Annotated in this window: 16 protein-coding genes; 6 read left to right on the top strand and 10 right to left on the bottom strand. The window is 69.3% G+C overall.

The window, feature by feature from the left end:
• The first annotated feature begins 11 nt into the window (after positions 1-11).
• Entirely contained in the window at positions 12-809 is a 798-nt protein-coding gene (locus tag LWJ43_RS23150; RefSeq protein WP_277334130.1) for a VOC family protein, read from the top strand.
• 218 nt (positions 810-1027) lie between these two features.
• Here the strand turns inward: LWJ43_RS23150 and LWJ43_RS23145 are convergent, their stop codons facing one another.
• The 4 genes from LWJ43_RS23145 to LWJ43_RS23130 form a co-directional block, all read right to left on the bottom strand.
• On the bottom strand, positions 1028-1549 hold the full coding sequence (locus LWJ43_RS23145) for an SMI1/KNR4 family protein (RefSeq protein ID WP_277334129.1): 522 nt from the start codon (positions 1547-1549) through the stop codon (positions 1028-1030).
• Between the two features lie 255 nt (positions 1550-1804).
• A complete protein-coding gene (locus LWJ43_RS23140; protein ID WP_277334128.1) occupies positions 1805-2215 on the bottom strand; it encodes a hypothetical protein in 411 nt (136 codons plus the stop codon).
• A gap of 178 nt (positions 2216-2393) precedes the next feature.
• Positions 2394-3107, bottom strand: a complete 714-nt coding sequence (locus LWJ43_RS23135) for a hypothetical protein (RefSeq protein WP_277334127.1) — start codon at positions 3105-3107, stop codon at positions 2394-2396.
• A complete protein-coding gene (locus LWJ43_RS23130; protein WP_277334126.1) occupies positions 3104-3733 on the bottom strand; it encodes an RNA polymerase sigma factor in 630 nt (209 codons plus the stop codon). Before LWJ43_RS23130 ends, LWJ43_RS23135 begins: the two co-directional genes overlap by 4 nt.
• A gap of 217 nt (positions 3734-3950) precedes the next feature.
• Here LWJ43_RS23130 and LWJ43_RS23125 point away from each other — a divergent pair, with 217 nt between their 5' ends.
• Together LWJ43_RS23125 and LWJ43_RS23120 are read left to right on the top strand one after the other, a co-directional pair.
• Positions 3951-4892 (top strand): hypothetical protein, encoded by a 942-nt coding sequence (locus LWJ43_RS23125; protein ID WP_277334125.1) that lies wholly within the window; start codon positions 3951-3953, stop codon positions 4890-4892.
• A 268-nt stretch (positions 4893-5160) separates the two neighbouring features.
• On the top strand, positions 5161-5754 hold the full coding sequence (locus LWJ43_RS23120; protein ID WP_277334124.1) for a hypothetical protein: 594 nt from the start codon (positions 5161-5163) through the stop codon (positions 5752-5754).
• A 190-nt stretch (positions 5755-5944) separates the two neighbouring features.
• On the opposite strand, the gene LWJ43_RS23115 is transcribed toward LWJ43_RS23120, so the two are convergent.
• Entirely contained in the window at positions 5945-6421 is a 477-nt protein-coding gene (locus tag LWJ43_RS23115) for a nuclear transport factor 2 family protein (protein WP_277334123.1), read from the bottom strand.
• Positions 6422-6757: 336 nt separating this feature from the next.
• On the opposite strand from LWJ43_RS23115, the gene LWJ43_RS23110 reads away from it, so the two are divergent.
• From LWJ43_RS23110 to LWJ43_RS23100, 3 genes are all read left to right on the top strand, one after another.
• A complete protein-coding gene (locus LWJ43_RS23110) occupies positions 6758-7369 on the top strand; it encodes a TetR/AcrR family transcriptional regulator (RefSeq protein ID WP_277334122.1) in 612 nt (203 codons plus the stop codon).
• Positions 7370-7573: 204 nt separating this feature from the next.
• Positions 7574-8038 carry a cupin domain-containing protein gene (locus LWJ43_RS23105; protein WP_202076284.1) on the top strand — a complete coding sequence of 155 codons (465 nt, stop codon included), beginning with the start codon at positions 7574-7576 and terminating at the stop codon, positions 8036-8038.
• Positions 8039-8213: 175 nt separating this feature from the next.
• Positions 8214-8588: a nuclear transport factor 2 family protein gene (locus tag LWJ43_RS23100; RefSeq protein ID WP_277334121.1), complete on the top strand. Its 375-nt coding sequence runs from the start codon at positions 8214-8216 to the stop codon at positions 8586-8588.
• 130 nt (positions 8589-8718) lie between these two features.
• Here LWJ43_RS23100 and LWJ43_RS23095 read toward each other — a convergent pair whose 3' ends face one another.
• The 5 genes from LWJ43_RS23095 to LWJ43_RS23075 form a co-directional block, all read right to left on the bottom strand.
• Positions 8719-9099, bottom strand: a complete 381-nt coding sequence (locus tag LWJ43_RS23095) for a VOC family protein (RefSeq protein WP_277334120.1) — start codon at positions 9097-9099, stop codon at positions 8719-8721.
• 157 nt (positions 9100-9256) lie between these two features.
• The gene (locus LWJ43_RS23090; protein WP_277334119.1) at positions 9257-9664 is read right to left on the bottom strand and encodes a cupin domain-containing protein; all 408 of its coding nucleotides are present in this window, start codon (positions 9662-9664) and stop codon (positions 9257-9259) included.
• Positions 9665-9812: 148 nt separating this feature from the next.
• Complete coding sequence (locus LWJ43_RS23085; RefSeq protein WP_277334118.1) at positions 9813-10184, bottom strand: nucleoside triphosphate pyrophosphohydrolase family protein; 372 nt, start codon at positions 10182-10184, stop codon at positions 9813-9815.
• A gap of 195 nt (positions 10185-10379) precedes the next feature.
• Positions 10380-11495 carry a DNA alkylation repair protein gene (locus LWJ43_RS23080; RefSeq protein WP_277334117.1) on the bottom strand — a complete coding sequence of 372 codons (1116 nt, stop codon included), beginning with the start codon at positions 11493-11495 and terminating at the stop codon, positions 10380-10382.
• A gap of 13 nt (positions 11496-11508) precedes the next feature.
• Positions 11509-11811 (bottom strand): hypothetical protein, encoded by a 303-nt coding sequence (locus tag LWJ43_RS23075; protein ID WP_277334116.1) that lies wholly within the window; start codon positions 11809-11811, stop codon positions 11509-11511.
• Between the last annotated feature and the right edge of the window lie 18 nt (positions 11812-11829).

Here is an 11829-nt window from a genome sequence, read left to right as displayed (position 1 = left end):
AGGTCCGAGTCATGGCCGCAGAATCCGAGGGGACTCCGTGCTGGGCCGACGGTACGTTCGGCGACCTCGAAGGGGCGAAGCGTTTCTACGGTGAGCTCCTGGGCTGGACGTACGGCGACTCGATGCCGGAGTACGGCGGCTACACCCAGGCCCATGTGGACGGCAGGGCGGTCGCCGCCCTGTCGCCCCCCATGCCTGGCCAGGAGGCGCCCAACGCCTGGTGCCTGTACCTCGCGTCGCCGGACGCCACCGCCACCACCGCGAAGATCCGCGAGCACGGGGGTGAGGTGCTCGTCGAACCGATGCGGGTCGGCGACTTCGGGACGATGGTGCTGGCCACCGACCCCGGCGGGGCGACCTTCGGGGTCTGGCAGGCGGGCAGCCACAAGGGGTTCGAGGCGCAGGCGGTGCCCGGGGCCTTCTCCTGGGCCGAGATCTACACCCGGGAACCGGAGAAGGCGGACGGCTTCTTCTCGGGCGTCTTCGGGTACGGGGTGAAGCACCTGGACGACGACGCGATCGACTTCTCGCTCTACGACCTGGGCGCCGACCCCGTGCTCGGACGGATGAAGATGGGCGAGGAGTTCCCGCCGCAGGTGCCGGCCCATCTGAACGTCTACTTCGGCGTCGCCGACTGCGACGCGGCGGTGGAGAAGGCGAAGTCGCTGGGTGCTCAGCTCCGGTTCGGACCGATGACCATCCCGTTCGGCCGGTTCGCGTCGCTGACGGATCCGCAGGGCGCGGTGTTCTCGCTGTTCGACCCCTCCACGACCGGCGGCGAGATGCCGAGTGTCACCGAGGTCTCCTGACGGGGCCGCCGGCAGGGTGTGGAGGGCGTGACCGGAGCGGATGGTCGCGGGGCCGTCCGGCTCTCTCCCCCTTCCCCGCACGTCGAAGCCGGGCCCTCGGGGCCGAGTTCGGCCGGACCGCCGCCGGCATACGGAGCGCGGCCCGGGGAACCCGATGACCGGTACGCCTTCACGCGGTGGTGCTGTCACTCGGGCACGAGGCACCACCGCGTCCGGTCCTACGGGAGGAACTCCCAGAACGGGCCGTCCGGCGCGACGTCACGGGAGCACAACGTCACGTCCCTGCCTCTGAGATAGTCCAGCAGCCACTCACCGAACGTCATCTCGTACAGAGTCCACGCCGGGCTGTCGAACTCCTGGACCACGACACGCCAGGGTGACGAGGCGTCGTCGGGAACGCGGAGGAAGACGGCTTCCCCCGTCGTGGCCGTCGCCACCGGCATCAATTCGCCGGGACCGCTCCCCACCGGAGCGGGCAGGAATTCCGCCATGTCCTCCTCGCGCCAGAGTTCGAGATCCCTTCCGACCATCACACCCAGACTGTGCAGAAGATGGCCGGCGGGATGCTTCAGATACAGCTGCCCATTGACCGATATCGACCCGTAGGCGTCGACGATCTCACGGAAATCCGAGGGGAATCGCATTCCGAGTTCCCCCTCCAACTCGACCCACGGGGTCGGATCCGACCAGTTGAACCGGGGTTCACCCAACAGGGCCCGGACCTCCGAGAGCGATGCCACCACTATGCCCCTTCCAGCATGTCGGACCCTTACCGGTCCGGGAGTTGATCGCGGTGCACGAGCAGGCGGCCGTCATCTCTCACCCTCGGCGAGAAGGGCGGTACGGTCAGTCGTCCCCTCGCCGTCAGCGGTCGGCACGTCCGACGTGCCACCGCCACAGAAGTGTTCGGCCGGACCAGGTGCCGCGGTGAAGTGCCCTCCCCCGAGGCCTCCGTGGCCTCCGCGGACGCCACGTCACGGCGCGGTTCGCGGAACCTAGGGCACGGGCAGGCCGCGGGTGGGTACGGCACGGCGGGCACGACCGTGCACCAGCAGGTAGAAGCGCTGAACCGACTCCTCGGAACCGGCCTCGAACCGGCGCACCGGCTTCCCCAGCGGGTTCCACACGCGACCGTCGCCCATCCGGACGCCCACGGACTGGCCGAAGAAGAGCCTCTGCTCGGCGTCGAAATCCACCCATCGGCCGTCAGCCCTTCGGACCATGACCTCGCCGAGGTAGGCGCCCAGCCCCCGCAGCACCGGGTCGACCCGCCTCCGGTCGGGCTGGTCGCGCCGCAAGCCGTCGATGACCAGGTCGACGAGGCGCAGGCTGGCGATGGAGTAGTCGAGCGGCAGACGGTTCCGCTCCGGCAGTCCGGCGACGAAGCACGCGACGTAGGCACGCATCTGTCTCGACGAGGGGTGGGGTCCCCCGGAATCAAAGTCCATGTCTGCCCCAGCGACACACCCCCTGAAAGCATCACGCGTACACGAGGTGACGGTTCTCATACAGCGAGTTCCAGCCACTCGTACAACCCTGGGCCTCGAGGTCGTCGGCACGCACCGGCGCCGGTCGGCAGACGTCCTACTCGTCCGCTCCGGCGCCGCGGGCGTGCTCCGCGCCCCTGCCTCGTACGGAGGAGGCCGCCGGGGACTTCTTCGACTGTCCCGGCGCCGTCCTCCCGCCCGGATTCCCGGTCGACGACGTCGGCGTCCCGCTCGCACCGGCCGACGCGGCGCAGTAGGAAGGCACGGCGGCCTCTCCTCCCGCGGCATCGGCCAGTCGCCGGAACGCCTTGCCCAGGTGCTTGCCGTTCCCCTTGCCCCATGCCGCGCAGAGCGCCGCGTGGCTCCTGGGCACAGGAGCCCGGTCCGAGGGCGACGCCGTCGGTGCGGAGGACGGCCGGCCCGTCTCGCCCCGGCCACCGCCGGGAGTCCGCGGGGCGTCCACGACCGGCGGCGACTGGGGCCTCCGGACATCGTCGTCGGCCTCGCCGAACGGCCCGGACAGGGCACCCGTGCCGACCGCGAGCGCGACACCGCCGAGTGCGACGGTCGCCAGGGCGGCTCCGAGCGCCGCCCTCAGGGAGACGGAAGCGGGGGAACGGCGCGAGGGGCGCCAGTCGTCCCGCCTTCGGGGGCGCTGCGGGCCTGCGCCCTCCGCCGCGCGGAACTCCCGGAACGCCGCGAGCGCACGTTCGGCGCCCTCCGGTTCCACCCTGCCTCGCACGGCTTCCGCGAGCGCCTCGGCCTCCGGCGCGAAGAGCTCCGCCTCACTGTTCTCCGTCTTGCGCCTCATGTCTCGTTCCTCAGTGCGGCCGTCGCCGCGGGCACGGTGTCCGCCGCTCGGCTTCCGGAGGCCAACTGATCGGTCAGCCGCCTCAGTCCGCGGTAGGCGGCCGTCCGCACGGCACCCGGCCGCTTACCCAGTACCCGTGCGGCCGCCGGCCCGTCCAGCGCCACCACCACGCGCAACAGCACCGCCTCCGCCTGGTCCTGCGGCAACCGTACGATCTGCGCGAGGGCCCACTGCGTGGACACCGACTCCAGCGCCTCGTCCGCCGTGTCCGCCCGCCCGGGCAGATCGAGGACGTCCTGCTCGATCAGTGACGTACGAGGGCGGCGCTTCTGCTTGCGAAGGTGGTCCAGCGCCCGGTGCCGCGCGATGGTCGCCGTCCAGCCCCGAAAGCCCGCACCGTCCCCCCGGAAGCGCCTCAGATCCCTCGCGATCTCCAGCCAGGCGTCCGAGGCGACGTCCTCGGCATCGGCCCCGACCAGCCCGCGCACGTACCCGAGCAGGCCCGGATGTACGAGCCGGTAGACGGCCGCGAAGGCGTCGTCATCCCCCTGCTGGGCACGTGACACGGCCGATCCCAGCTCCACGTCGTCCGCCTGTGCCTGACGCCGGTCCCCACCCCTGCCCACACGTGCCTCTTCGATCGTTCGGCAATCTCCCCCCTTCTTAAGCGTTCTGACGCACAGAAACGTCACAGACGGCGCGTCCGCCTCGACGCCCTTGCCGGCTGTACTCCCCATCCGGCCGTCAGGTCTGCCGGTGCGTGCCGCCGCCCGGTGATGTTTCCCGGTCCGTCGGCGCTCATGTACTGGGGCCGGAAGCTCCGGTTTCCCTGGGAGGACACACGTGCTCATCAAACGCGCCGTACTGACCGTGGCCATCGCCGTCGCCGCCGGTCTGACGACAACAGCGACCGCCGCGGCGGAGCAGGGGACGGCGGCAACCTGGATCACCGCCACCGACTACTCCTCCGGCTCTCCGGCTCTGGTCTCGCTCGACCCCGCGAACGGCGACGTCGTCCGGACCTTCGCGCAGGACGCCGAGGACGGCGTCCTCTCCCCGAAGGGGGCGACCGCGGCCTACATCCAGCGCGGCAGCACCTGCCTCCCCCGGACCGAGGGCTGCGTCTACGCCCGGAACCTGGTGGTCGCCGAAAGCGACGGCAGCGGCCGGCGCGTTCTGGTCGAAGGCATCGCACCCGAAACCAACGAGGCCCCGTACGTCGGGCACCCCGACTGGTCGCCGGACGGCAAGCGGATCGTCTACGACAGCCCGCGCGGTCTGGAGTGGATCAAGAGCGACGGCACGGGGCAGGAGGTGCTCACCACCACCGGCGGCGCCGGCACCTTCTCGCCCGACGGCCGGACCATCGCCTTCGTGAGAACCACCGCGTACGAGACCCCCGACGGCTGGGAGTACGGCAAGGACGTCTGGGCCATGGACACCGCCACCCGGCAGGCGCGCCAGGTCAGCGCGTCTCGCGACGCCGTGTCCACGTCCGTCGACTGGTCCCCCGACGGGCAGCGCATCGTCTATGGCACCGGGACCGGCCTGAACACGGTCGACGTGGCGACCGGCGCGGTCACCGAGCTGCAGAGCAGCTGGGCGACCCCCCTCAGCAGCGTCCAAGGCCCGGTCTACTCTCCCGACGGCACCCGCATAGCCTTCTCCGCCATGAACGACGTCGACCAGACCCGCAGCACCCATGTCGTCGACGCGGCCGACGGAACGGAACTCCAGGTCCTCACGGGCCCGGCCGCGATCCCGACCGACTGGCTGAACAGGTAACGAGAACCGGGCCCCCGGACCTGTCACGACAGGAGGACCGCCGGGGGAAGGCACCACACCCGAGCGCACATCGGCCGAGTGCCCGGACCCGCGGGTCCGGGCACTCGGCGTCCGCCGGAGCCTCGGGGCCTTCGCAGGAGACCGCCCAAGACCCGTGGTTGGCGGATCGTCTGATCACACAGGTACCTTGGCGGTCGCCTTCCACTGCCGAGAACCGGTACCGGCACGGCATCGAGGACGCGCGGAAGAAGAGGGGACAGCCGTAGCCATGAACAAGAAGTACCTGGCTCTGCCGGCCGTGCTCGTTCTCGCGGCAGCGGTCGTCGCAGCGGTCGAACTCCGGCCCACGGAGCTCAGGAGACTGCGCGAGCAGAATCTGTGTCTCGGCATGCTGACGGAACAGACCGCGGGTCTCCTCCAGGACGGCAAGGGCGGAGACGTCGTGGTCGACGAGTTCATTCCGAACAGCTCGGGATCCGCAGCCGAGCCGGCGGACCCAATCTTCTCCACCATCTGCTCCGTGAATCGGAAGAACGCCGACGACGAGGACGGCTCGCGGCTCCAGTACACCCTGGACGTCAGGTCCACCAGCACGCTGAACGACCGCCCGAAGGGCGCCACCCCTGTCGGGAACGGCCGCACAGGTTGGGTGGGACCCCGGCAGAGCGAGGTCCAGCTGCCGGGCGGGTGCGAGAAGAAGATGCGGAGGCCCGACGCGCGGTACATCACGGTCTCACTGAAGGTCTCGCCCGTCGCCGTCACCGGACGGGACTGGGACTACCCGTCGCTGACGAGGGACTCGCGGACCGTGGTCCTCGATGCCGTGGAGAACCTGACCAAGCAGTACGACTGCGCCACCTGACCGGAGTCGACGAGCCCGCTGGGACGTCCGGTTCACCACCCGCAGGTGCCGCCGTGGGGCCTTCCGCGACGCCCCCGGCTCGGCAAGCTTGAGGCGCTGCGCCTCACCGTCGGCCGACTCGGTCCCGCGCTGCCCGAGTTGGAGGCAACCCAGCCCCGCTCTGCTGGGTGTGGCCGTCGCCGGGCAGCCCCTAGATGCCGGCGAGGACGGTGGGGTCTCCTTGGGTCCAGGCGTTGTCGACGGTGACGTGCTGGATGAGCCAGACGTCGCCGCTCCTGACCAGTTCGACGTCGTAGCGGTTGGTCATGAGGACGTGGCGGGAGTGGTCCTCTCGGGGCAGATGCTGGCACGCCACGATCGCTTCGAGCTTCGCCCTGTCGCCGTCGAGGCTCACGCGCGGGTTGCTCACGGAGTGCGTGGTGTCCAGGTGACCGAGCGAGGCCAACAGGGCTGCGGCGATGGTCTCGCGGCCTTCGACCGGCGGGTACTCCTGGCCGGCCTTCTTCGTGGCCGGACCGAAATCGGCTACGGCATCGTCTGTGAACGCGGACGAGAGGAGGTCCTTGTCACGCAGATCGAGGCCGGCTGCGTATCGGTAGATGGTCTCCACCACGGCGAACTTGTCCGCGATTGCCGCGGTGGAGGTGCTGCTGCCTGTTGTCGACATGACGCTTCCTTACTTGACGGGCCGGTACGCGATCCACGGTAGACCACTAAGCGACAGGTGTCGAATAGTGGTAACGTCGAGAGCGAACCCGGCCGAAGGAGCGACATGTCAGACATGAATCAGCGTGCTCGAATAACGGCCGTCGCCGGAGTCGGCAGAGGCTCGGACCTTCCCGTGCCGCCCTGCCGGCCGCGCGCCGCACGGAGGCGAAGCCCGGGTCTCCTCGTCGGCGCCTGCGAGGCTCCCTCGGCGTACCCGCCGAGGGCCGGTCGGCGACGGCGGCCCCGGGGCCAAGGAGGTGAAGCGCTGCGATCACCCGCGAAGTAGGGTGCTTCCATGGTGAGTGATCAGCCCCCGGCAAATGACGCGGACCCACGCTTCACGCGTTCGCGACGGGCGATCGCGGACGCGCTGGCCGACCTCATGCAGCGGACACAGTCGTGCCCCTCGGTCTCCGCCCTGGCGGAAGCCGCCGGCATCCACCGCGCCACCTTCTACAACCACTTCGACTCCGTCGAAGAGGCGGCCGTATACGTGATCGCGGACGATTTCCGCTCCCTCCACGTCCTGAACATCAGCGATCGGCAGATGGGCGCGGACCCGACCGCCGTGGCAGTGGCGACGCTGAACGCCATGCTCGACTCCCTCAGGCAGCGCAGAAGCCTTTTCCTGCTGGCTTCGACCTGGCGGTCGTCGAGCGGCCTGATGGGGATCGGCGACCTTCTCCTGGAGCAGCTCCGCGCTCTTCGGCGCGACCTCGGTGTCGACGAGCGGGAATCCGGCCCGCACAACTCGGTCGAGGACGTATTTACCGCCTCCGGCGTGCACGGAGTCTTCTCTGCCGCCGTCGGGGGTAACACCGACTGCGACCCGGAAGAGATCGCTGTCCGTCTGTACGCCCTCCTCCCCGACTGGGTCCGTCAGCCACCGCAGTCGCCGACGAACTGAGCCGACCGCTCGGCCGGCCGTGACACCGACCAGCCTCAAAGCATCACCGTGCGCTCGTGCCGCCGGTGTGCCCTCATCACCATGGCGCACGGGCATGCCCGCCGTACGACCGCACCGCCGCATTCCGCCCGTGCGGCGCCAACCACATCGGCTTCGACGAACCGGCCGCCTCATTGCCGCCGCTCGTCGGAAGGAGACAGCGACATGAGCATCGCCCTCGTACGAAACCCAGGCGACGGCCAGGACTTCCCCTACTACGACAACGTCATCGAGCAGGTGGCGACCAACGCCGAGACGAGCGGGGCGGTCAGCGTCATGCGTCTCACCGTCGGCCGCGAGGATGCGCCGCCCTTGCACACCCACAGCCGGGAGGACGAGAGCTGGGTGGTCCTGTCCGGCCGCGTCCGGTTCTGGGTCGGGTCGACCTCGCTGGACGAGTGCGAGGTGCACGACGCCGAAGCAGGGGCCTACATCTACGTGTCCCGGCTGGTCCCGCACACTTTTCAGACGATCACACCGACCGCGGAGGTCCTCGTCATCAACAACCCCGGAGCCGTCGAGGGGCTCTTCCACACGGTCGGACCCGCCGACGCGCGTGCAGACTCCGAGCACACCGACCTCGCGTCGGAGTACGGGATCGTGAACCACGACGGCCCGCCGCCCGCCTGAACCCCGGGCGGCGCCCGGTCATCGTCATGGAGAGACCGACGCCCCGAGAGGCGAGGGAATCGGCCACCGGCTCAGGTCGCCGCTCCCCACGTCGGCCGCACTGAGCGTCCGGTCGGACCGGACCCGCAGCCTGCTCTGTCGGCGCCCCGCAGCTTCCATCAGAAAAGGGACTTCCATGAGCCAGAACCTCAAAGACAAGGTCATCACCTACCTCCGCGCACTGGAGAAGTCCGACTGGGAGACCGCGCGTGCGCTGTGCTCCGAGTCGGCCACCGTCTGGCACAACGACGGCAAGGGCGATGAGACGCTCGAGGAGTACTTCGAGGGGTTGAGACGGCAGATCGGCTCCTACGAATCGATCCGCTACGTCATACTCCGCCAGCTCTCCCAGCCGGGTGAAGTCCTCCAGCAGCACGTCGTACACGTCACGGCGAACGACGGCAGGCGTGGGGAGGTGCACGCCGCGGTCCACTTCGACTTCGACGGCGTCGGCCTGATCACCCGCATCGAGGCGTACGCCAACTACATCCCCGTCGGTCAGCACAGCTGAGGCGCAGCCGCACGCTCACCACACCGACGCCCCGAGGCGCTCACGAGGAGCGACAACACGCGGACCATGGAGCCCGACATGGGTCTGCAAGACGCATGGGCGGCGCCCCTGCCCGAGAGTGGGCGTTGCCTCACAGAGTGATGCAGAAAGGGTGACCCGCAGGGTCCAGAAGGATTCGCCGCCGGTCAGGAAGCGGTTGCACCTCCGCTTCGACGGCTCCCAGGGCGATGAGCCGGGCCAGGGCCACGTCCAGGTCGTCCACCCCGAGTTCCAGATGAGCCTGCTTCGGTACCGAGGGACCCGGCCAGCTGGGAGGTCGGTAGTCGTCCACGCGGTAGAAGCCCAGCCCGGGTGAACCCTCACGGGCCAGCAGCACGAAGTCGTCAGTGGAAAGAGTGACGGGCAGGTTGAGGGCCTCACTGTAGAAGCGGGACAGCTCGGCGGGGTCGGAACAGTCGAAGGTGACGGCCAGGTAGCGGATCGCAGGACGGGTATCGGTGTGGGCGCTCATTCAGAGGACTCCTTGCTGGCGGGGCCGGCCCCGGAGGATGTTGACTGTCGTCCGGTGGCGTCGGGTGTATCCCGAGGCCGCCGGACGCTCACGTTCCTGTCCCGTTGTCCACATGTTCCGTTTCAGCTCGCGCATGTGTATCCGTGCGACACCGTGCTCACGGTGTGCGCACTTCGCCGGTGGGGAAGTCCGGGATCGGTGTGAAGACCTCGATCATGGTGGTGTCCTCGAGGGCGACCGCGGAATGGGGCACTCCACCCGGGATGCCAAGTGCCTCGCCCGGTCCCAGGACAAGCTGCTTTCCGTCGACGACGTATGCCATGCGACCGGTCAGGATGACGTCGATCTGCTCCATCGGGTGCACTTCTTGCTCGCTCGGATCCGCGGGACCGGGGATTACCGTGTCCGCGGCGATCGCCACGTGCAGCACCTGTGCCTTGTCGGCGGTCAGCGCTTTGATCATGATCCGGTTACCGAAGTCACCCAGAGGCGTCGGCTCGATCTCACTCCAGATCCGGTGCTGCGGCCGGCCGAGTTCATGTGCGGAAACGTGTTCTGTGGTCATGACGAAGACGCTACGGGGAGACCAGGACAGCTTCAGTCCTGGTTCTGGAGGAGACTCTCGCCTGTGATCAGCACCTCTGCCCGCCTGTTGCGTCTGGTCGGTCTGCTGTCCGCACGCCCCTCGTGGGCCGACGCCGAACATCTGTGTGTCAGCCCTTGGGCATGCTCTGCAGGGTCCGCCGCAGGCCGTCACCGATGCGGTCCATAGTGGCTTCGTAGGCTTCCGGCATGTCGACGTCGAGTCGGTCGGCCAGCACGAAGACCCACCACAGGCATTCGGCCAGTTTGTGCCGCAGTTCGGCGTCCACGTCACCGTCGATGTCCCAGGTGCGCTCGGCGGCGAGCACCAGACGCCCCACGTAGGCGGCGTCGTTGGTGAAGCCGAGCGCGAGTTCCGGCAGGGTCCAGGTCCGGCCCAGTACGCGCTGTTCGATCTGCTCGTACTGGGCTCGCACCTTCAGCGCCCTGTCGTCGGCCTCGACGAGCCCGGTCTTGTCATCGGGCATCGGCGTCTCGTTCATCTGGGTGTCCTTTCGGGAGTGGTTCGTACCGTCGCGATGCCAGAGGCAGATGCGCACGGCTTTGTTCCCCGTCTGCCAGGTGGTGATGCGGTCTGTCGGCAGACGGGTGATGCGTGTGACCGACAGGGCGGCGCACGTGGACAGTGATCGCCGGCCGCGGCCCGGAAGCTGCCCGGCTTCCCTCCGTGCCACGCGTCACGGTGTGTCCGTGGGGGTCAGTTCGAATTCGGTCCGGTCGGACTCGATTCCGTTGATCTGCAGGGAGATCGCGTGCGTCCCGGGGTAGTAGCGGCGTGTCGTGATCGGCCGGAACGAGTGCTCCCGCGTCACCTCGATCCGCTCGTCCGGTGCGAGGGTGCGGGTGGTGAGTTTGAAGGTCTTGCCGGTCCGGGTTCCGTTCGCCTTGCGGTGGTGCACGATGTAGTCGACCGCGAGCCGCGCCGGGGAATCACCCGTGTTGCGAATCGACGCGGTGAACCGGATCCTCCCGCCGAGAGGGACGCTGTCCCGGTCCAGTCGCGGCCCGCCGATGTCCAGGACCGCGGGGGCGTAGCCGAGCACTTCCAGCGCCCCGGGGTGGCCGCGCTTGATGAGCGTGCGCAGCCCGTGCCGCACCAGGCGTTCGGTGGTGGCGGTGGGGGTGCCCAGCCAGCGGCGTGCCGTGTCGACGACGAGGTCGGGGTGGTCGCGGCTGAGGTCGTTGAGGTGGTTGGCGACCGAGCGGCGTACGTATTCGCTCTCGTCCCGGTAGAGGGCGTCCAGAACGGGCACGGTCGCCCCCGGACGGGCCAGGATCTGCGGGACCCGTACCGCCCAGGGCAGGTAGGGACGGGTGCCTTCGGAGGCGAGCCGGCGCACGTCGACGTCGGCCGATCCGGCCCACGCGCCGACGATGGTGCCGAGGGCACGGTCGAGATCGTGTCGCAGCAGTGTCCTGATCGCGAACTCGGAGGAGAGGCGCCCGGTGAGGCTCGCGAGCAGCGCCATCGCGTCGTCGAAGGCGGCGGTCCCGTCCTCCTGGACGGCACGGGTGGCGACCGCGCCGGTGACCGGCCAGATCAGCCATCCCGTGAAGTCCGGAGCCTTGTCACGGGCGGTGCGTACGGTGTGGGCGAGTGTGGCGTAGTCGCCCGGTACGTCCGTCAGCAGTGCGTCACGCAGCAGGTCGGCGCGCTGCCGCAGAGGCAGTGGGCCGATCTGTCGAACCGCCGCGCGCAGTGCCGTGAGGTCGGCGTCCGGAGCCGCGGTCCGGATGGCCTGTGTGAGGCTCTGCACGGTGTGGCGGCTGATGAGTTCGTCGGCGAACGGCATGCTGGTCCCTCCGTCACGTGAGGTGGTGCAGCGCGGTGGTGAGCTGCCAGTCCACGCTGTCGTGGTCGATCGTGGCGTGGACGGGGGAGTCCGCCATCTCGCCGGTGATGCCGGCGGCACCGGCTCGTGCGTGCGGCAGGCTGTCGTAGGCGACGATGTCGATGACGCGCCCGTCATCGGTCTCGACGATGCGCCGCCACACGAAGCCGGGCTGCCGTGCGAGGTAGGCGTCGATGTCCGCGTTCGCCTTCACGAAGTCATCGGCGGTGTGGCCCGGGGCTGGGCGCAGTGTGGTGATTTCCAGCGTCTCGGTCATGGTGCGTTCCGTTCTGGT

It is taken from the genome of Streptomyces sp. JH34 (assembly GCF_029428875.1).
Classification (GTDB): domain Bacteria; phylum Actinomycetota; class Actinomycetes; order Streptomycetales; family Streptomycetaceae; genus Streptomyces.
This window is presented reverse-complemented; position numbering and strand designations above follow the sequence as displayed.